The sequence below is a fragment of the Enterobacter sp. R4-368 genome (genome assembly GCF_000410515.1).
Taxonomy (GTDB): Bacteria; Pseudomonadota; Gammaproteobacteria; order Enterobacterales; family Enterobacteriaceae; genus Kosakonia.
Window position 1 is genome coordinate 4,089,682 of the sequence record NC_021500.1, and the last position, 18,310, is coordinate 4,107,991.

21 protein-coding genes and 1 riboswitch are annotated in these 18,310 nt (G+C 54.7%); of the genes, 8 read left to right on the plus strand and 13 right to left on the minus strand.

Features of this window, described 5'->3' with window-relative positions; translation table 11 throughout:
- Positions 1-39: 39 nt before the first annotated feature.
- Complete coding sequence (gene zinT / locus H650_RS19035) at positions 40-684, minus strand: metal-binding protein ZinT (RefSeq protein ID WP_020456695.1); 645 nt, start codon at positions 682-684, stop codon at positions 40-42.
- A gap of 257 nt (positions 685-941) precedes the next feature.
- Between zinT and mntP the strand changes: the two genes are divergently transcribed.
- Together mntP and crcB are read left to right on the plus strand one after the other, a co-directional pair.
- Entirely contained in the window at positions 942-1,511 is a 570-nt protein-coding gene (gene mntP, locus H650_RS19040; RefSeq protein ID WP_044489575.1) for a manganese efflux pump MntP, read from the plus strand.
- Between the two features lie 30 nt (positions 1,512-1,541).
- Positions 1,542-1,611: riboswitch (Fluoride riboswitch) on the plus strand.
- A gap of 75 nt (positions 1,612-1,686) precedes the next feature.
- The gene (gene crcB / locus H650_RS19045; protein WP_020456697.1) at positions 1,687-2,067 is read left to right on the plus strand and encodes a fluoride efflux transporter CrcB; all 381 of its coding nucleotides are present in this window, start codon (positions 1,687-1,689) and stop codon (positions 2,065-2,067) included.
- A gap of 40 nt (positions 2,068-2,107) precedes the next feature.
- On the opposite strand, the gene H650_RS24860 is transcribed toward crcB, so the two are convergent.
- On the minus strand, positions 2,108-2,434 hold the full coding sequence (locus H650_RS24860; protein ID WP_071925260.1) for a four-helix bundle copper-binding protein: 327 nt from the start codon (positions 2,432-2,434) through the stop codon (positions 2,108-2,110).
- Between the two features lie 323 nt (positions 2,435-2,757).
- Between H650_RS24860 and H650_RS24865 the strand changes: the two genes are divergently transcribed.
- From H650_RS24865 to H650_RS19060, 5 genes are all read left to right on the plus strand, one after another.
- Positions 2,758-2,931 carry a con-10 family general stress protein gene (locus tag H650_RS24865; RefSeq protein WP_020456698.1) on the plus strand — a complete coding sequence of 58 codons (174 nt, stop codon included), beginning with the start codon at positions 2,758-2,760 and terminating at the stop codon, positions 2,929-2,931.
- Between the two features lie 113 nt (positions 2,932-3,044).
- Positions 3,045-3,266: a hypothetical protein gene (locus H650_RS25775; RefSeq protein WP_189660076.1), complete on the plus strand. Its 222-nt coding sequence runs from the start codon at positions 3,045-3,047 to the stop codon at positions 3,264-3,266.
- A gap of 490 nt (positions 3,267-3,756) precedes the next feature.
- Positions 3,757-3,834, plus strand: a complete 78-nt coding sequence (locus tag H650_RS26020) for a hypothetical protein (RefSeq protein ID WP_244173025.1) — start codon at positions 3,757-3,759, stop codon at positions 3,832-3,834.
- A gap of 210 nt (positions 3,835-4,044) precedes the next feature.
- A complete protein-coding gene (locus H650_RS19055; RefSeq protein ID WP_189660077.1) occupies positions 4,045-4,350 on the plus strand; it encodes an ATP-binding cassette domain-containing protein in 306 nt (101 codons plus the stop codon).
- A 75-nt stretch (positions 4,351-4,425) separates the two neighbouring features.
- Positions 4,426-5,019 carry a LysR family transcriptional regulator gene (locus H650_RS19060; RefSeq protein ID WP_020456701.1) on the plus strand — a complete coding sequence of 198 codons (594 nt, stop codon included), beginning with the start codon at positions 4,426-4,428 and terminating at the stop codon, positions 5,017-5,019.
- 52 nt (positions 5,020-5,071) lie between these two features.
- Here H650_RS19060 and H650_RS19065 read toward each other — a convergent pair whose 3' ends face one another.
- From H650_RS19065 to ampH, 11 genes are all read right to left on the minus strand, one after another.
- Entirely contained in the window at positions 5,072-5,899 is an 828-nt protein-coding gene (locus tag H650_RS19065) for a glycosyltransferase family 8 protein (RefSeq protein WP_020456702.1), read from the minus strand.
- Positions 5,896-7,278: a D-arabinono-1,4-lactone oxidase gene (locus H650_RS19070; protein WP_020456703.1), complete on the minus strand. Its 1,383-nt coding sequence runs from the start codon at positions 7,276-7,278 to the stop codon at positions 5,896-5,898. Before H650_RS19070 ends, H650_RS19065 begins: the two co-directional genes overlap by 4 nt.
- Before the next feature lie 280 nt (positions 7,279-7,558).
- Positions 7,559-8,089, minus strand: a complete 531-nt coding sequence (locus H650_RS19075; protein WP_020456704.1) for a 2-oxo-tetronate isomerase — start codon at positions 8,087-8,089, stop codon at positions 7,559-7,561.
- 58 nt (positions 8,090-8,147) lie between these two features.
- Positions 8,148-8,597 carry a DUF421 domain-containing protein gene (locus tag H650_RS19080; RefSeq protein WP_017458803.1) on the minus strand — a complete coding sequence of 150 codons (450 nt, stop codon included), beginning with the start codon at positions 8,595-8,597 and terminating at the stop codon, positions 8,148-8,150.
- Positions 8,598-8,607: 10 nt separating this feature from the next.
- Entirely contained in the window at positions 8,608-9,123 is a 516-nt protein-coding gene (locus H650_RS19085) for a hypothetical protein (protein ID WP_020456705.1), read from the minus strand.
- A 92-nt stretch (positions 9,124-9,215) separates the two neighbouring features.
- The gene (gene eutC / locus H650_RS19090) at positions 9,216-9,989 is read right to left on the minus strand and encodes an ethanolamine ammonia-lyase subunit EutC (protein WP_020456706.1); all 774 of its coding nucleotides are present in this window, start codon (positions 9,987-9,989) and stop codon (positions 9,216-9,218) included.
- Complete coding sequence (locus H650_RS19095; RefSeq protein ID WP_020456707.1) at positions 9,986-11,374, minus strand: ethanolamine ammonia-lyase subunit EutB; 1,389 nt, start codon at positions 11,372-11,374, stop codon at positions 9,986-9,988. The genes eutC and H650_RS19095 overlap by 4 nt, the downstream gene beginning before the upstream one ends.
- A 9-nt stretch (positions 11,375-11,383) precedes the next feature.
- On the minus strand, positions 11,384-12,760 hold the full coding sequence (gene eat / locus H650_RS19100) for an ethanolamine permease (RefSeq protein ID WP_020456708.1): 1,377 nt from the start codon (positions 12,758-12,760) through the stop codon (positions 11,384-11,386).
- Positions 12,761-13,457: 697 nt separating this feature from the next.
- On the minus strand, positions 13,458-15,182 hold the full coding sequence (olsF, locus tag H650_RS19105; RefSeq protein WP_020456710.1) for a bifunctional ornithine lipid synthase OlsF: 1,725 nt from the start codon (positions 15,180-15,182) through the stop codon (positions 13,458-13,460).
- Between the two features lie 142 nt (positions 15,183-15,324).
- Positions 15,325-16,296 carry a porphobilinogen synthase gene (gene hemB, locus H650_RS19110; protein WP_020456711.1) on the minus strand — a complete coding sequence of 324 codons (972 nt, stop codon included), beginning with the start codon at positions 16,294-16,296 and terminating at the stop codon, positions 15,325-15,327.
- A 120-nt stretch (positions 16,297-16,416) separates the two neighbouring features.
- Positions 16,417-17,574 carry a D-alanyl-D-alanine-carboxypeptidase/endopeptidase AmpH gene (gene ampH / locus H650_RS19115; RefSeq protein WP_020456712.1) on the minus strand — a complete coding sequence of 386 codons (1,158 nt, stop codon included), beginning with the start codon at positions 17,572-17,574 and terminating at the stop codon, positions 16,417-16,419.
- Positions 17,575-17,766: 192 nt separating this feature from the next.
- On the opposite strand from ampH, the gene H650_RS19120 reads away from it, so the two are divergent.
- On the plus strand, positions 17,767-18,300 hold the full coding sequence (locus H650_RS19120; RefSeq protein WP_044489576.1) for an isochorismatase family protein: 534 nt from the start codon (positions 17,767-17,769) through the stop codon (positions 18,298-18,300).
- The last annotated feature ends 10 nt before the right edge of the window (positions 18,301-18,310 follow it).

Sequence of the window (18,310 nt, forward strand, 5' to 3'; positions counted from 1 at the left end):
TTCCGCGGGCAAGAGGATTTTTCGCCCGCGGTGAAACCATCAGTGATGGAGCATTTCGTCAACAATCTGCGCTTTAGTCATATTGTACGGATAATATGTCGGCCAGTTATCCATCTCTTTTAACAGCGCGTCTTGCGATTCGTTGCCCATAAAAATATGGAAATGTTGCGACTGGCGCGGGCCGATAATATGGTCGCTGAACTGCACATATTTTGGCGCTTTTGATTGCGCGTCTTTACATTCAAAGAGATAACGCACGCCTTTTTTCCCGGAGGAGTAAGTCAGGATTTTATAGCCCGCGTAATCATAACGGCAGGAATTGACCGTTTTGCCAACGTGAAATTCCATTACGTTGTTTTCTATGCCAATCATTTCTACATCGGTGGCGTAACCTTTTTGGTAATAGGCGCGATACTCTTCAACGCTTTTACCACCTTGTTTTGCTTTTTTCTCCAGCACCGGATCAAGATCGCCGCTGAGCAGATACGGGTTCATGGATTGCCAGATCCCGTCCCAATCGGACAATGCCCGGTCTTTTACGTCCTTATCATCAAAAATGCCTTCGCTGGCTTTACGCTCCACTTCTGTAAGCGGTTTGCCGTGGTGGTGGTCATGCGCCAACGTCGGTGCGCTCATTAGCAGCACTCCCATGCCAAGTACAAAGGCTGATTTCTTCATGATCATATTGCGCTCCCTGGTTATCATTTGTTACGAAGTGAAATGTTATAATATAACAAAATCAAATGCCACATCGCTTTCAATTCACCAGCCAAATGAGTGGGGCGCCGTACAACATAGCCAGCGCTATAAAACATAGCAATATCTATATGTTTATGATTAATAAGTAATTTTTGCGTTTTTTATTCGGCTATGGCATTCTTGCCGCTCTTTTCGCAGCGTCTGCGTTTTTGCCTTCGCCTGTGGGCATTTAGGGGTCAGCAATGAGTTTTTACGCAATAAGTATTCTTGCTTTCAGCATGTCGATGGATTCTTTTGCTGCCGCTATCGGTAAAGGGGCGATGTTAAAACGTCCGCTGGTGAGCGAAGCGCTACGCACCGGGTTGATTTTTGGTGTTATTGAAGCCATCACCCCAATTATTGGGTGGGCCGCAGGTTTGGCCGCCAGCCAGTACATTATGCAGTGGGATCACTGGATAGCCTTTGTACTGCTGTTTGTGCTTGGTGTGCGCATGATGAAAGAAGGAGTGAGTAAAACTGCGGATGAAGAAGCCGAAGCGCCGCGCCGCCACGGTTTCTGGTTGCTGGTCACCACCGCTATCGCTACCAGCCTTGATGCGATGGCCGTTGGTGTCGGTCTGGCGTTTCTCAATGTGAACATTGTGACGACGGCGCTGATGATTGGCCTTGCGACCACCATCATGGCTACCACCGGGATGCTACTGGGGCGTTTTCTTGGCACGACGATCGGTAAATGGGCGGAAGTGCTCGGCGGTGTTGTGCTTATCTGCATCGGCAGCTCAATTCTGGTTGAACACTTAGGCTTACTGTAACTTGCCCGAACGTGTGAAATCGTCAACAATGCGTGCTCAGGTGATGGCGTTCCACCTGACCCAACCGCTTCCCTGAGAAGCTGATGACGCCTGGTATGTCTCTGTCATGAGGCATGTCGGGCGTTTTCCTTTGGTGTTCCCTGCATGCCTCGCACTTTTGTTGATGAGGAAAAACATGCTCAAATCTTTATTTGCCGTAATCATCGGTGGTTCTGCAGGCTGCGTGATCCGCTGGCTGCTCGCGATTCGTTTAAATACGCTGTTTCCCAATCTGCCGCCCGGCACGCTGCTGGTAAATTTACTCGGCGGGCTGATTATTGGCGGCGCGCTGGCACTCTTTACCCGCCAGCCGCATCTGGATCCCAACTTGCGGCTGCTGATCACCACAGGCTTATGCGGCGGCATGACCACCTTTTCCACTTTTTCGCTGGAGATTTTTACCCGGTTGCAAACGGGTAACTATGCGTGGGCGCTGGCTTCGGTGCTGGTGCATGTAACGGGATCGATTTTAATGACGGCGCTGGGGTTTGCGCTGATAAACACCTGGTATGGATAAAACAGGAAGGGGGCAATGCGCCCCCTTTTCGCAGTGCATTTCACGCCGCCATTTGCAGGCACGCTTGTGCGCAAGCCCGGCAACGTTTAGCGCACTGCTGGCAGTGCTGATGTTGATGCCGGCTGCACTCTTCGGCGCAGGCTCTGCACACATCGACGCAAATCCGGCACAGCGAGGGTAAATGCTTACTTTCCAGCGCCATAAATTGACCGGCAAGGCGGCACAGGGCGGCACATTGTACGTCCAGCTTGATGCACTCACGCATCATGTCGATATTCTCTTCCTGCAGGCAAGAAAGCGCACAGTGTTCGCAAGCCGCAGCGCATTGATAACAGGCTTCTGCGCATCGTTGATGTTCTGTATGCATGATTTATCTCCATAATATTTGTGCGTCATAAGATAAGTGTGCACAGAATATTTATCCCTACCATTTTATTTACACAATTCATCACATCTGTCCTTTTATTAGGCGAGAGAAATTTTACTAACCCGCTTATAACTATAAAGATTTATTTTTAATGCAACATATGTGTTTAAATATTTCTTTAAAGATTGTTGTTTTTATATTGATATATTTTCGGGTGATCAATTGACTAATCGTGATAAATAGCCAGACTTAAGACTCCAACGCGATTGATATGGGTTATTAACCGTATCGATTATATCGAAAACGAGATGTGGAGATATAACATGGCCGAACATAGAGGCGGTTCCGGTAATTTCGCTGAAGATCGTGAAAAAGCGTCAGAAGCGGGGCGTAAAGGTGGTCAGCACAGCGGTGGTAATTTTAAAAATGACCCCGAACGTGCATCCGAAGCCGGTAAAAAAGGTGGTAAAAATAGCCACGGCGGTGGCCAGAAATAGCCGTTTCGCTAGTTCTTTATATTATCTGTAAAGTTCAGAATGGCAGCGGGCCGGAAACGGCTCGTTTATTTTTTAATTAACACTGTTTTGAAAATAAGAAGATAGAGGTATTGATGAGTTCGAAAAATAATGATGAGGGTGAGAGGATATGCACATTACCTGAAGATTTATCTGAGCATTTATCTACTCATTTAATTGAAGATTCTCACCATCCTGCCGAAGTAATTGCCATTAATTTTACCGAAGCAGTTGATTTACGTCTCCCACCTTACAAGAAACGTCTTGTGCATAAAATGGCCAGCCGCAAACAATCCCCAAAAGGCAATAATCAATAAATCCTTTTCACCTTTCTAACGGCGTTGTGCTTCTTCAACGCGGAGAACTCTTCTTTTCAAGTTATGCCGCTGAAAGAGACAGGAAACTTTCAGTCATTCGTTTTTACGAAAACGATCAGAATAATTTTTAGCGCATTGAAAACGAATAAAAAAAACCTTCAGGCCGGCAAATCCGCGTTGTACCTGAAGGCATGCAATTGCATTTTCGTTACTAACAATAAGCGTGCTAATTATTAGCAAATTTCAACAGGAAAATCGCTATAAAACAGCGAGTTGCGATGAAATAAACCGATCTTTTCGAATGAATTTTTTTATCGTTAACACATTGATGTTATTGATGATTTATCTGCATTTCATCCATCAGGCGTTTACAACCCAACCGGTGTCGCAGCGGCTACCGGGCCTTATGGTATTTTTTTGCCTGCCGCCTGGCCTCTATAACAGCGGAGGATCTATAGTGAGTGAACTGAAGGCAACGAGAGGAGGTTTCGTGTTCAACGTTGAAAAAGATGACCCTCGTGAAGCGCCGGAATCGGGGGATAAAAAACCCCAACCGGTGAAGAAATAAATAAAAAGGTCGCTACGGCGGCCTTTTTATTTATTATTCAGTTTGTTACAGCAACGCCTTGAAGAGACTCGCGCGTATCTCAACGGCCTGGTTTGTTTATCGAACGCAAATTGACGCCTACTGGTCGGCTCTGTTTCTTATCAATACTCTGGCGCGCACATCTGGCTTCAGGCACCGCAAGCCATCCTGCCTCGCGCCGCTGTGGGCATCATGACGGCCCGGAAGGCGGATGAACCAACTTCGGCGCGCGATTTTTACCATCAGCAGCAGGCGCTGCGCCTGCTGCTGCGGCTGACATTGAGTGGCAAATTGCCTGTTTGCGCGGCGCTTGACCATCTCAACCTTGCTGCGCGGTGGGCGGACAGGATCTTGTTGTTACACCGGGGAAAACGGGTGGCACAAGGCACGCCGGAACAGGTGATTCAGCCACCGCTTATCGCGCCGTGGTACGGTGCCGGGGGCGAAGTGATCCCGCATCCGGGCGGGGACACGCCGCCGCTTTTTCTCTTGGTCTGATAAACGCCACTGTTGGCTGATGAAGCCGTATTTTTGCTAAAGTTTAGTGTGACTTAACTGATGCGGAGATCGGCAATGACCTTACCGCCTTTGCAGGCGCTCATCTGTTTTAATGCTGTCGCTCAACACGGCAGTATGAAAGCGGCGGCAGCGGCATTATCCATCAGCGCCAGCGCAGTGAGCCAGCAGATTGCCAAACTGGAAGCCTGGGTTAATGTACGGCTGTTTATGCGCGGTTCGCGCGTGCTGACGCTGACGCCGGAAGGGAAAATTTACCTGCGGGCTATTCAGCCTGCCTTTCATCAGATTTCACAAGCCACCCACCGGTTAATTGACGCGGCGGCGCACCGCCGTGTGAGCGTCAGTTGTTCAACGGAGTTTGCCATGCACTGGTTGCTGCCAAGGCTTGGCGGCTTTGAACGTTATTACCCGCATGCCGAGGTGCTTATCACTACCACTACGCGGGACGTTGATTTGAAAAGAGAAGGGATCGATTTTGCTTTTCGCCGCACGGTGCAGGCCGGGAGTGAAGGTATCCTGCACCCGCTGGAGAACAGCGGCGGGGTGCTGCTGATTTACGATAAATCGGCGCTGTTAGAACCCCTTTGCCACGCCTTTCGCGACTGGCTGCTGGCCGCCGCGCAGGAACATCATTGGCCGGAACGGTAAATGCAAAGGGCGCGGCATGTTCGCGTTCCGGCAATGGCGCGCTCATTGGCGGTTACGCATATTTCCACCACAATCGATGCAGTTCATATCCCTTGTCACCGGGTTCGGGCCGCTTTTCCCAGGGTTTATCGATAATAAAGTGCAGGTTTTTTACCTGCGCTAAATCCCACATTTGCGGATGCTGGAGCGGCAACGTTTTTAAGGCGTTATAACCATAATGCAGCGGTAGCCAGCGGTCGCGGAACACTTCGTTCAGAAAATCCTGCTCGGCAAAAACATAGCCCGAAATATCGGCTTTCTCAGCCAGCTTCGCCATCATCTGCTGATAAAGGGCATTATCCGGCGTGAGCAGCAGAAACCCGCCGTTCAGGTAGTTATCCAGCGACGCCGGTGGGTTGGCATGCATTTGCGCGTCCGTACACCAGCTGTAATAGCAGTTTTCCGGCCGCCAGCTCGCCGGATAGCTTTCGATATGGTTAGGGTTACAGCGACAGGCATGGCAGGCGGCAATGGTGCCTGCGGCCAGTGGCAGTTCAAAAAGGTGATCCATATTTTGCAGCACCAGCATATCGGCATCGAGAAACGCCACTCGCTGGTATTCCTCAAGCGTCCACACTGCCAGTTTGCTCCACACGTCGGCAAAACGGGCGTTTGCATAGCGGCTTTCAAGCGTGGGATCGGGGCCGATAACCGGCACTTCCCGCACTTTGCAGCCTTGGGCGCTCAGGTGCTGGCGCGTGCTGTCGTCAATGGCGTCGGTAACCATCACCACCAGCGGCCACGGCGAACCGCTGGCGCGCAGCGAACGGTGCAGTGTTTCTACACCCGGCAGGTAATCTGGCTGCGTCAGGAGAGTTACCCAGGCGAATGCGGCGCTCATGACAACAGCTCCGTCATAAAGGTGTTGAGAAATTTGCCCTGCGGATCAAAACGCTGGCGTATAGCCTGAAACGCCGTCCATTGCGGGTAGAGCGTTGGCCAGTCGTATAAAGTCGGATCGAAGTATTTCCCCCAGTGCGGCTTCCCGCCTTCTTCTGCCAGCAACTGTTCGGCGGCGCGCAGAAACGCCAGCCCTTCTTCAGAGAGTGAGCCGTCTTCGGCGTAATAGACCACAAAGCCAAAAAAACAGGTCGCTTGCTGCCAGGCCGGGCTTAGCCATGCTCCGGAAGGCCCGGTGCAGCGCAAAATAATCGGATAGTGCATATGCGGGTGCGATTGCTGATGCCACGCTTTAATGCGCGCAATCACCGCCGGGGCACGCGCCAGTGGAATACCGATCTCAATATTGATTTGCGGCGTGGCGATACCCCGGCAGAACACCTGGTAGATATCACCAATCACATCTGAAAAGTCTTTAAAGCGCGTTACGGTGCGAAACGGCTTGCCGTTTTCATCAACAATATTGGTGTCGTCATGCATCTGCTCCAGCGTTTTTTCCACCGTGTCGTTCATCTGCGTGTCGGTCTCTTCCCGTTCCACCAGATCACCATGATTATCGCGCCATAGCGCCATTTCATCGGCGGTGGATTCGCGCGCGTTCCAGGTGTGAACTTTGTTTTCATCCGGGAACCACCACGTTTTGCTGAACGCCCACTGCTGGTTCCAGCTAAGCAAGTCTTGCGCAAGATTCCCGGCGCTGCTGGCGCTTTTAAAGCAGGTATACAGCGTTGCCGGGCGCGTGCGCAGGGTGACGGCGGTAATCGCCCCCAGCGTGCCGAGCGCCAGTTGCGCGGCGGCAAACGCGGGTTGCTGGCGGTCAAGCTCGTGGATCTGCCCGGCAGCATCCACCAGCCGGATACGCAGCGCTTCATCCGCCAGCGAGCTTTGCTGCATGCCCTGGCCGTGGGTCCCCGTTGAAATGGCGCCTGCCAGCGTTTGTGAATCGATCACTCCCGGCGACGCGTACAGCATGCGGTTCATGACGCTGAGGAGTTCAAACACTTCGTGCAGCTGCGTCCCGGCGCCAAACGTTACGCTGTCGTCATCCACCGCCAGCACACCGCGCAGCGCAGAGATATCAATTAGCGTATCGCCCGGCTGGCTCAGTTTCAGCATGCGCCCAGGCGACATGCGACTGCCCATCACCCGCACGCACCCGGCAGCGGCGGCAATAACCTGCTGCAACTGCGCTTCATTTTCCACATGGATAACGGCGTTTTTGCTGGCCAGTACCGCGTTTTTCGCCCAGTTGAAAAGGTGCGGATCTTGCGGGTCTGCATGCGGCTGTAGGCGTGGAAAAAGGGTCTGCGTGTCGTTCATGGGCGGCTCCTCGCTCAGATTTTTATTTATTAACCAAGCGTAGCGCATCACAGAAACGTGTGAGTGTTGGCGCGGCTTTTCAAGGCGCTTCGGCGTGGCGCAACAGAGGATGGGGGACTGTTAGCCTCGCGTAATACCAGGCAGGTGGAATACCAAATTAAGCTCCCTGCTTGCCACGGTATCGCGGACGTAACGCTGTGCGGCCTGATGAGTGAGGATTTACCGCGTGATGGTCGAAATGGGCCCGCGCGACATAACGACGCGCGGCGGAGTGAAAAGGTTAGCGGTTTAATAACGTTATTAATGTTGCCAGCGCATATTTCACCGACTGCTCAATCACGCTTTCGCAATCCCCGGCAAAGTGGCGCAGCGCCGTGATCGGCGCTTGTCCCGGTAGCGCCCAGGCAAACCACACGGTTCCGGCCGGCGTGCCATCTTCGCCGCCATCCGGGCCGGCATAACCGGTGACCGCAATCCCGACCGGTTCATGGCTGACCGCGCAAGCGCCTTGCACCATCTCGCTGGCCGTCTGCTCGCTCACCGCCGTCCAGCGCGCCAGCGTTTCGCGTTTGACATGCAACAGGGTACTTTTCGCTTCATCGGTAAACGAAACAAACCCGCAGCCAAAGAAGGCTGGCGTATCGCCTGCGGCGCACAGCGCAGTGGCGATTTGTCCGCCGGTACAGGATTCCGCCGTGGTAACGCGTAGCTGTTTTTGGGTAAGCAACTCACCCAGTTGCGCTGCCAGCATTGGGATAGGCAGGCAGAGCAGCGCATTCATGTTGTTCGTTAAGGTAATATCTTCATTCATAAGCTATTTTTCGTAAAGTCGGTTGTGACTCGGTAAGCAAAGTATAGCGAGCGAAAAGTCATGATGAGTTTTTGGGAATAATCGAGATATGGCCGTTGCGCTCAAGAATGGCGAATTTAATCTCCGCCAGATCGGCGATGCCCTGGTTATTTCGCGCTGACACCATAATGTCGTCGCGCGTGATATCGGCTTCGCGCATTTTGTTTTCCAGCATTTGACCATTCTCCACTAACACCACCGGCGTGCCGTCGATCAGGTTTTCCGCCCCTTTGACATACTTCTTCAGCGTGCCAAATAAGATATCCACCACCACCAGCGTGATAATGGTCAGCGCCGCGCCGGTCACGGAAAAGTCATTACCGAGTAGCGCTTGTTGCGTGGCTTCACTGATGATCAGCAGCAAAATCAGATCAAAAGAGGTCATCTGTAGCAGCGCCCGGCGCCCGGCGATTTTGAATACCACCATCAGTACCAGATAGATAGCTATCGCGCGTAATACCATGTCCATCGCGTTCTCCTCAGGGCCAGATAAACTGCGTCAGGGTAAGCGGGGGGGCGTTATTCACTGCAATCCGCTGCGTGCTGTTACCGACGCCGAGCGGTGTCAGCCCCAGCCATACGGTCAGCGGTTTATCGGCGGCGGGGCGGGTATATTCCAGCACCAGTTCGCCGCTGCGGCTGAACATGTTGAGCGGTTGTGGTTGCAGGGTGCGGATCTCAAAATCGTGCATGAAATCGCCGCCCAGGGTGAAAGTGATGTGGTTGTCGGCCGTAGCACTGGCGGTTATCTGCATATCCAGATCGCTTTGTAGCCGACCAAAGCGGTCGTACTCGACGGTGAGACGGTGATCGGCGCTGGTCGCCGTTTTTTTGCTCAGCCAGCCTTGTGAAAAGAGCCCGCACAGCCCGGCAATCACAATGGCGATAAGCGCTATCGCCCCCCATTTTTGCACCTGCATTTCAACATGCAGCCAGAAGGGGTTATCTTTCACGGGCCATGTTCGCTCTGCGTCAGCGCTGCTTTTTTTCTCCATACGCCCTCCACGGGTTCGCCGTAAATAACGTAAAGAGTGTAGATGACGAGGGGAGAAAGAGCGCTTCGTCACGCCAGCGCTCTGTGTTGAGATCAGCGCGTAATACGGGGTGTCACGCGCCCGTGCAGCGCCGGGTTGTCGCTTTCGTCTTTCAGTTGCACACCCGTGAGACGGCGCAGAAATGCCTGTTCCAGCAACCAGGCGAGCTTAAACGCGGCGGCCTCGTAATTGAGCCCTTCCGGGCGAATGTTAGAGATGCAGTTGCGCTCGGATTCAATGCGCTGGCGCGCGGGTTTCCAGGTGAGGTAGACGCCGAGGCTATCCGGCGAGGATAACCCCGGACGCTCGCCAATCAGTATCGCCACCGCTTTACTGCCCAGCGTTTCGCCAATGTCATCGCCAAGCGCCACGCGCGACTGGTGCGCCAGCACGATGGGCCCCAGGGAAATGCCCAGCGTGTCCAGATAGGGCTGCAGGGCGGTGATAAGCCCGACAGACTGACGGTGTACGGCGTGGGAAGAGAGCCCGTCGCCAATCACCAGCAGCAGATCGTGCGCGGGCGGGCGATGTGCGGCAAGGGTTTCGCGGCTCTCATCACTCAATCGGCGGCCCAGATCCGGGCGGTTCAGGTAGATATGCCGATCGGCAGCGGCACTGTGCGCATCCAGCGTTTTTAAGCCAAGCGCATGGAGTTGTTGCGCCAGGTTTTCGCTGTCGAACGGTTGGTGAATGGCATCACGCGCCTGGGCGTGCGCGAGGCCAAAGTTGAGCACCTCCCGCGTCGGCAGGCTTGCGCCGCTGCGCCCCAGCGCAATGCGGGCATCGGTAAACTCACGCAGCAGTGTCCAGGCATCGGGTCCATTCATGCGTGCGTTCCTTGTGGCATAACGGTCAGCAGCGGGTGGTTTGCACCAGTCAGGCGCAACTGACCGTGGGTGTCGATAATTTGCATCTTCGTTAGCCACTCGGCGAACTCCGGCGCATGTTTCAGCCCCAGCAGGCGGCGGGCGTAGAGCGCATCGTGGAACGAGGTGCTCTGGTAATTGAGCATGATGTCATCCGCGCCCGGTACGCCAATCAGGAAGGTCAGCCCGGCGGTACACAGCAGCGTCAGCAGCGTGTCCATATCGTCCTGATCCGCTTCAGCGTGGTTGGTGTAGCAGACGTCGCAGCCAATCGGCAGTCCCATTAGTTTGCCGCAGAAGTGATCTTCCAGACCGGCGCGGATGATCTGCTTGCCATCGTAGAGGTATTCCGGGCCGATAAAACCAACCACGGTGTTGACCAACAGCGGGTTAAAATGTCGTGCCACCGCGTAAGCGCGCGCTTCGCAGGTTTGCTGATCGACGCCGTGATGCGCGTTAGCTGAGAGGCAACTGCCCTGGCCGGTTTCAAAATACATTACGTTGTTGCCCAGCGTGCCGCGCTTCAGGCTCAGCGCCGCTTCATGTGCCTCCTGCAACAGCGCCAGGTTGATGCCAAAGCCGCTGTTAGCGGCTTCCGTCCCCGCCACCGACTGGAACACCAAATCAACCGGCGCACCGCGTTCAATCAACTGGATGGTATTGGTGACATGCGTCAGCACGCAGGACTGGGTAGGGATGTCAAAGCGCTCAATGATGTCTGCCATCATGTGGTTGAGCTTTTGCAGTACCGGCAGGCTGTCGCTGGCCGGGTTGATGCCCACCACCGCGTCGCCCGCGCCATACAGCAGGCCATCGAGCATACTGGCGGCAATGCCTTTCAGATCGTCAGTCGGGTGATTGGGCTGCAAACGCACACTGAGATGGCCGGGCAGGCCAATGGTGTTGCGAAAGCGGGTGATCACGCTGCATTTGCTGGCGGCGAGGATCAAATCCTGGTTACGCATCAGCTTACTGACGGCGGCAACCATTTCCGGAGTGATCGCCGTGGCAACATGGCTAAGCGTGGCGGTATCGGTGCTGTCGGCCAGCAGCCAGTCGCGGAATTCGCCCACCGTCAGATGGGCAATCAGGGCAAACGCGCGGCTATCGTGGGTATCAATGATTAACCGCGTCACTTCATCGTCTTCGTACGGGATGAGCGGTGAAGCGAGGATCTCGCGTAGCGGCACATCCGCAAGGGCGATTTTCGCCGCCATCCGCTCTTCCGCCGACTGCGCCGCCACCCCGGCCAGCACATCCCCGGATCGCGCCGGGGAGGCTTTCGCCATCAACGTTTTCAGGCTGTCGAACTGATAAGTACGGTGAGCCAGCGTGGTTTTATACATTCCGTCTCCTCAGGAGAGCGCCCGCAGTTGCGGGTCCATCTCGGCACGTTCACGCGCGTGCGCCGTTTTACGAAACCACATATAGCCGCCCAGCATCATCAGCGCGAAGATCAGTGCCAGCAGCGTGTTGTACCAGACCATCGCCACCAGGCAGAGCACCGCCATGCCCAGCGCAAACGCGGGGGCGTACGGGAACAGTGGCGCTTTAAACGGGCGCTCAAGTTCCGGTTCGCTGCGGCGCAGCTTAAACAGCGCGGCCATTGAGGTGATATACATAACGATAGCCCCGAAAACGGACATCGTCACAATACAGGCGGTGAGCGGCATGCCGCTGATGGTGACCAGCGAGTCGGAGAAAATCGCCGCAATCCCGACCACGCCCCCGGCGAGGATCGCCAGATGCGGCGTGCGGGTTTTGCGGTTGAGGTTTGCCAGGCTTGCCGGCAGATAGCCCGCGCGCGCCAGCGAGTAGATCTGGCGTGAATAACCCATAATGATGCCGTGGAACGATGCCACCAGGCCAAACAAGCCGAGCCACACCAGCATATGCAGCCAGCCGCTGCTGTTGCCGACCACTACTTTCATCGCCTGCGGCAGCGGATCGTTAATGTTCGACAGCGTGCGCCAGTCGCCAACGCCACCGGCAAAAATCATCACGCCAACCGCCAGCACGGTGAGGGTCAGAATACCGCCGCCGAGTGCACGCGGAATGGTGCGTTTCGGATCTTTGGCTTCTTCCGCTGCCATAGAAGCGCCTTCAATGGCGAGAAAGAACCAGATGGCGAAGGGGATCGCGGCAAACATGCCCGGCAGCGCCAGGCTGCTGAAGCTCTCTGCGCCTGCCCAGCCGTTGGCGGTAAAGTTGCCCCAGGAGAAGCCCGGTGCCACCACGCCCATAAACACCAGCAGTTCGAAAATTGCCAGCAGGGTGACAATCAGCTCAAACGTCGCGGCAATGCCGACGCCGAGAATGTTCAGCGCCATAAAGATGAGGTATGCGCCGCACGCCACCCATTTCGCATCCAGCGACGGGAACTGCACGTTCAGGTACGCGCCAATCGCCATTGCGATAGCCGGAGGTGCGAAAACAAACTCGATTAAGGTGGCAAAACCGGCAATAAACCCGCCCGTTGGCCCAAATGCGCGGTACGCGTAAGCGAAAGGGCCACCGGCATGAGGAATGGCAGTGGTCAGCTCGGTAAAACTAAAGATAAAGGCGCAATACATCGCGGCAATTAACAGTGCGACAATCAAAAAACCGAGCGTGCCAGCCTGCGACCAGCCATAGCTCCAGCCAAAATACTCCCCTGAAATCACCAGCCCGACGGCAATGCCCCACAGACGGAAGCTGCCCAGTGTTCTTTTTAGTGTTGTTTGTGTGCTCATGCTTTACTGCCTCGCCATTGAATACAGTTAGCAGTAAAGGTGCAAAGGCGGTGCCAAAAGATATATTCCTTTATTAATTAATTGGTTAAATAATTATGGCTTTGAAATGATGCATGGCTTGCACCGTGGCAGATCGGATTCTGGTGCAGACTGCCCTGCAATGGTGAAACTGGCGAATATGCTGCTTAAGGTGAAATTAATTGCCGACGGATTAATAAAAAAAGGCGATAGCCCGGTTTCTGGAAATGTTATAGGGAATAACTGGAAATTTAAATCCGACTATTCTTAACCCTTTTTTGTCATATCAGGCTTTAATTAAAGTGATGATATGTTATTTAAATGGCGTAATTCACAATAACTTAACATGTTGATTTTACAGCGTGATTTATTTCTTTTTTTGTGAGGCGCAACACATATCATTAGCGTAATAACCTGATGTTAAATCTAATCCGGAATAATGGGTTGACCTGAATTGTCTGGCACTTTAGTTTGACACAATAATTTTCAGCCAAACCCAGGATGATATTTAGCAAAGGAGGACGTCATGGCCTGGCGACCCATTTTATATGTCATTTTTACCGACAACCCTCGTTTAAATAGCCGACGAGCACAGTTGCGGCTGGTGCATGGCTGACAGGATCCGTTAAAAAGCCGTCACGCATAACGCGACGGCTTTTGTATTTTGTGCAGGTTTACGTTATGCCGTTTCTGTTTCCGGCTGCGGCAGATGCGCAGCAATATACCGCTCGTAGCGGTTCGCTTTCAGGTGCGTTAAATCCACCAGCACCAGGCCATCCACGCAGTTGTTAAAATCCGGGTCGCAGCCGAAATCAATAAATTGCACGCCGCCTGGCTCACACAGTTCGGAATATTGTTTATACAGGGGCGGAATGCCGCAGCCCAGGTTTCCCAGCAGCGATTTCAGCCGCGTCAGATCTTCGGTGTAATCATCGCCGGTAAACTGCGCCAGCACTTCCGGCATGCTGGCAGGCCACGGGCGGCGCGATGACGCCAGCGGCCAGGTTGCCGGGAACCACAGGCGGTAGAATGCCACCAGCAGATCGCGCGCCGCAGGCGGCATACCGCCGGAAATAGAGACCGGGCCAAACAGGTAGCGATACTGCGGATAACGCGCCAGATAGGCACCAATACCCGACCACAGATAATCCAGCCCGCGACGTCCCCAGTAGCGCGGCTGAATAAAGCTGCGCCCCAGTTCGATGCCGTGGCGCAGCACATCCGCCATGCGATCGTCGTAATGGAACAGGCTGTAGCTGTATAACCCTTCTACACCGCGCGCCGCCATTTGCTGCGCGGTTGGCATAAAACGGTAAGCGCCGACAATTTCCAGATCGGCCTCATCCCACAAAATCAGATGCAGGTAATCGTCGTCATATTTATCCGTATCACGACGTTTACCGCTGCCTTCGCCCACCGCGCGGAAGGCGATTTCACGCAGTCGCCCCAGTTCGCGCAGCAGCGGCGCATCTTCCTGCCCTTTACGCTGCCACAGATAGATGACCTTGCCATCAGCGGTGCGGCCGAGGCATTCGGCGTTGTTAAGCTCCCGGCGCAGCGTAATGCGCTCTTCCGGACGTGCGATGGCACACTCGGTTTTGAAGGGGCCGGGCAATCCCTTGCCAAGACGCAGGACATGTTTGCGACACTTATCGGCCAGCTCGCGCGGCGCGAGCTGCGGCGTGTGCCAGCTGTCCCAGGGAATACGTTCACCGATTTTGATCGGCAGCGCGCTGTCGCGCCGGCGAAACATCTGCTGCATAAGCAGTAAAAAGGGCAGCGTTTCAGAGACCATCGCGCTGGCGTAGAACAGGGCGCTGTTGCGCGCGTCAATCCATACCGGCAGCAGCGGGGTGCGGAATTTGCTGGCCAGTTTAATAAACCCGGCGTGCCAGCCTTTGTCGCGAATGCCTTTGCGCGTCAGGCGCGAAACTTCCCCGGCCGGGAAGAAGATCAACACGCCGCCGCCTTGCAGATGGTTTTCCATTTGCTGCAATGAGGATTTACGCGTACGTCCACCCATGTTATCCACCGGAATAAACAGCGAGCTGAGCGGCTCAAGGTGCGTCAGCATGCGATTGGTGACCACTTTCACATCGCGGCGAACGCGGGAAACCGCGTACATCAGCGCCAGCCCGTCGAGCGTGCCTGTCGGATGGTTGGAAATGATGACCAGCGGGCCATGTTCAGGGATTTGTTCGAGGCAGTGAGCGGGAACGGTGCAGCGGATTTGTAGATGTTCGAGTACTTGTTCCACCATATCCAGCCCTTTCAGGTGGGGGTGGCGCGCGGCGAACTGCTGAAACTCTTGCTCATAGAGCAGGCGTCTGAGCAGATTTTTTTGCCAGGGTGCTGGCCTGGCCTGTGGCCAGAGATCCTCAAGTACATTGTCGAGACTAAACATGGTGATTCCTCCTCCCGTCTTGCCGATGACAGTAAAGGGCGAAGATGACGCTTACATTTCATTACAATGAATAAATGACACTTTAAAGACGCGAGGAGAATCAGAAGCAAAGGCAAAAAAAAGCGGGCCAGGCCCGCTTCGTTCAGAGGATGCCGCGTTCGGCGAGATCGAGGGCGAAATAGCTGAAAATCAAATCCGCGCCGGCGCGTTTAATCGCACCCAGGCTTTCCAGTACCACTTTGTCTTCATCAATCGCGCCTGCCTGAGCGGCAAACTTGATCATCGCGTATTCCCCACTCACCTGATAAGCGCCCAGCGGCAGCTCGGTACGCTCGCGGATATCACGCAGGATATCGAGATAAGCGCCAGCCGGTTTCACCATCAGGCAATCTGCGCCTTCGGCCTGATCGATAAGCGACTCGCGAATCGCTTCGCGGCGGTTCATCGGGTGCATCTGATAGGTTTTACGATCGCCTTTCAGTGCCGTGCCCGCTGCTTCGCGGAACGGACCGTAGAAGGATGAGGCGAATTTAGTCGAATAGGACATGATCGCGGTATCGGTAAAGCCCGCCGCGTCCAGCGCCTGACGGATCGCCTGCACCTGGCCGTCCATCGCCGCCGATGGCGCGATGAAATCGGCGCCTGCCGCGGCGGCAATCACCGCTTGTTTACCGAGGTTAATCAGGGTGGCGTCGTTATCCACGCCGTGATCGCACAACACGCCGCAGTGACCGTGCGAGGTGTATTCGCAAAAACAGGTGTCGGACATCACCACCATTTCCGGCACTGTCTCTTTGCAGATGCGCGACATCCGCGCCACCAGGCCGTTTTCCTGCCAGGTATCGCTGCCGGTCGCATCGGTGTGATGCGAAATACCAAAGGTCATCACTGAGCGGATCCCGGAGTTGGCGATGCGTTCGATTTCGCGCGCCAGATACTTTTCCGGAATGCGCATCACGCCCGGCATAGCGGCGATAGCTTTGTAATCGTCGAGCTCTTCTTCAACAAAGATCGGCAACACCAGGTCGTTTTTGCTCAGTGTTGTCTCTTCAAACATGGCGCGCAGCGCAGGCGATTTGCGCAGGCGGCGGGGGCGAGTAATTAAATCGGTCATGGTATGCCTGATGTTTGTGGAACAGATGGCGGCATTGTAGCCGAAAAGGCGGCGGGCTGTTTTACCAAAATCGCTGTTAAAAGGGGAAGGCAGGCGGCAAACCGCCTGCCTTTTGCCGCATCAGGAGGCCGGGACCACCAGCGGCTTATTGTTGCTCAGCTCGCTGACCAGGTCGTTCGCGCCGTCGCTCATGCTGGTAAAGCGCGTCAGCGGTGAACGGGTCATCACCACAAAGACGCCGACGTTATGCTGCGGTACCATCGCTATATAGGTGATGAAACCGCCGCCGCCACCGGTTTTCTGGATGATGCCTGGGTGGCCGTCTTTCGGTGCCATATAGACCCAGCCAAGACCCAGCGCGTCGGCTTTGCCAGGAACATCCATGCCAATCACCTTGGTGAGCTGATTACGCGGGTAGATCAGCGTTTGCATCCGATCGGCCTGGCTGTTGCGGGTATAGAAATCGGACGAGAGGAACTGCTGCATCCAGCGCATCATATCGCCCGGCGTGGAGTAAACGCCGCCGCTGCCAATCGCTGCCAGCGTGTTATCGCACGGGCTGGCACCTTTTTCCGCCACCATCAGACGCTTGCACTGATCCGGCGACGGCGTAAAGGTGGTGTCTTTCATCCCCAGCGGGCGGGTTATCTGCTCTTCAAATAGCTGCGGATAGGGTTTTCCGGCCGCCTGAGAAAGCGCATCGGCCAGCAGGTCAAAGGCCAGGTTGGAGTAAGACGCCTGCGCGCCCGGCGCGGTTTTTAGCTTCGCGGTGGAGAGCCAGCTCCAGCGCTGTTCGCGCGTTGGCCAGACAAATACCGAGCGGTGCGCGGCGCCGCCAGGCTGCTCACGCGGCAGGGCGCTGGTATGGGTCGCGAGGTTAACCAGCTTGATCGGCGTGCCTTCGTAGGTCGGTACGCGCGCGCCAGGTGGCGCATATTTGCTTAATGGATCGTCAAGACGTACCCGGCCCTGATCGAGCAGTTTCACCAGCATTTCGCTGGTCATCAGCTTGGAGAGCGAAGCTATACGGATAACCGAATCCAGCTGCGGGCGCACATTATTGCCCGGACGGGTTTCACCAAAACTTCTGAACACGCGCTGGTTACCGTCGATGACCACCATTGCCATCCCGGTCGCACCGCTACCGTAATAGATGTGGTTGGCGTAACGATCGACAATGTCAGAGGCAAATACCGGATCGGGAGATTGTTGCGCCGCACGGGCGCTGGACATACTCAGCGTGCAGAGCAACGCGGAGAAAAGCAGACAACGTTTCAACGAAGGGGATCCATATAAGAATGGGAACGATAGAGGATATTTATACTACCCGGCGATTCGATGCAAAGCACCAATAAGCGTGTTATTTCGCCCTAATACGTAACGATGGGTAAATATGAAATTTTTTCCCTATGACTCTGGTGTAAGGCGGCTGTGATAACCTCTTTCTTTCCCACACTCAGGAGTCAGGTAATGGCAAGTCAACGGGTAGTGATGGTGGTGGATATGCAAAACGGCGTGTTTGCCACAGAGCGTATTCAGCGTGAGCACTGCGTGGCGCGTATTAATCAACTGACCGCGGCAGCGGATACGGTGATTTTTATTCAACATGCTGAGGCTGGTGAGCTGGAAGAGGGCAGCGACGGGTTTGCTCTTCTGCCGGAGCTGACGCAACCGGCGAACGCACTGTATGTCACCAAAACCGCCTGCGACGCGTTTTATCACACCACACTCGAAAGCGTGCTGCATGAGCATGACATTCGCGCTTTTGTGATGTGCGGGTGTGCCACTGATTACTGCGTGGATACCACGCTGAAAAATGGCGCCAGCCGTGGCTACGCCATTACCGTCGCGCAAGATGCGCACACCACGGCGAATCGCCCGGCGGCGCAGGCCACGGTGTTAATCGATCACTATAACGAGGTGTGGCGCACGTTAACGGTGCCGGGCAACCCGGTGTTAGTGAAACCCGTCGAAACAATTCTTCACGAATGGCAAACGAACTAAGGCGTTAAGC

Excerpts from the sequence above, each read along its gene's own strand:
- H650_RS19065 (WP_020456702.1), bottom strand. The coding sequence starts at position 5,899 with ATGAGCGCCGCATTCGCCTGGGTAACTCTCCTGACGCAGCCAGATTAC.
- H650_RS19120 (WP_044489576.1), top strand. The coding sequence starts at position 17,767 with ATGGCAAGTCAACGGGTAGTGATGGTGGTGGATATGCAAAACGGCGTG.
- eat (WP_020456708.1), bottom strand. The coding sequence starts at position 12,760 with ATGAGCACACAAACAACACTAAAAAGAACACTGGGCAGCTTCCGTCTG.
- H650_RS24860 (WP_071925260.1), bottom strand. The coding sequence starts at position 2,434 with ATGCATACAGAACATCAACGATGCGCAGAAGCCTGTTATCAATGCGCT.
- H650_RS19080 (WP_017458803.1), bottom strand. The coding sequence starts at position 8,597 with ATGGACATGGTATTACGCGCGATAGCTATCTATCTGGTACTGATGGTG.
- H650_RS25775 (WP_189660076.1), top strand. The coding sequence starts at position 3,045 with ATGAGTTCGAAAAATAATGATGAGGGTGAGAGGATATGCACATTACCT.
- crcB (WP_020456697.1), top strand. The coding sequence starts at position 1,687 with ATGCTCAAATCTTTATTTGCCGTAATCATCGGTGGTTCTGCAGGCTGC.
- H650_RS24865 (WP_020456698.1), top strand. The coding sequence starts at position 2,758 with ATGGCCGAACATAGAGGCGGTTCCGGTAATTTCGCTGAAGATCGTGAA.
- zinT (WP_020456695.1), bottom strand. The coding sequence starts at position 684 with ATGATCATGAAGAAATCAGCCTTTGTACTTGGCATGGGAGTGCTGCTA.
- eutC (WP_020456706.1), bottom strand. The coding sequence starts at position 9,989 with ATGAATGGACCCGATGCCTGGACACTGCTGCGTGAGTTTACCGATGCC.
- H650_RS19095 (WP_020456707.1), bottom strand. The coding sequence starts at position 11,374 with ATGTATAAAACCACGCTGGCTCACCGTACTTATCAGTTCGACAGCCTG.
- H650_RS19060 (WP_020456701.1), top strand. The coding sequence starts at position 4,426 with ATGACCTTACCGCCTTTGCAGGCGCTCATCTGTTTTAATGCTGTCGCT.
- H650_RS19055 (WP_189660077.1), top strand. The coding sequence starts at position 4,045 with ATGACGGCCCGGAAGGCGGATGAACCAACTTCGGCGCGCGATTTTTAC.
- hemB (WP_020456711.1), bottom strand. The coding sequence starts at position 16,296 with ATGACCGATTTAATTACTCGCCCCCGCCGCCTGCGCAAATCGCCTGCG.
- olsF (WP_020456710.1), bottom strand. The coding sequence starts at position 15,182 with ATGTTTAGTCTCGACAATGTACTTGAGGATCTCTGGCCACAGGCCAGG.
- mntP (WP_044489575.1), top strand. The coding sequence starts at position 942 with ATGAGTTTTTACGCAATAAGTATTCTTGCTTTCAGCATGTCGATGGAT.
- H650_RS19075 (WP_020456704.1), bottom strand. The coding sequence starts at position 8,089 with ATGAATGAAGATATTACCTTAACGAACAACATGAATGCGCTGCTCTGC.
- H650_RS19085 (WP_020456705.1), bottom strand. The coding sequence starts at position 9,123 with ATGGAGAAAAAAAGCAGCGCTGACGCAGAGCGAACATGGCCCGTGAAA.
- H650_RS19070 (WP_020456703.1), bottom strand. The coding sequence starts at position 7,278 with ATGAACGACACGCAGACCCTTTTTCCACGCCTACAGCCGCATGCAGAC.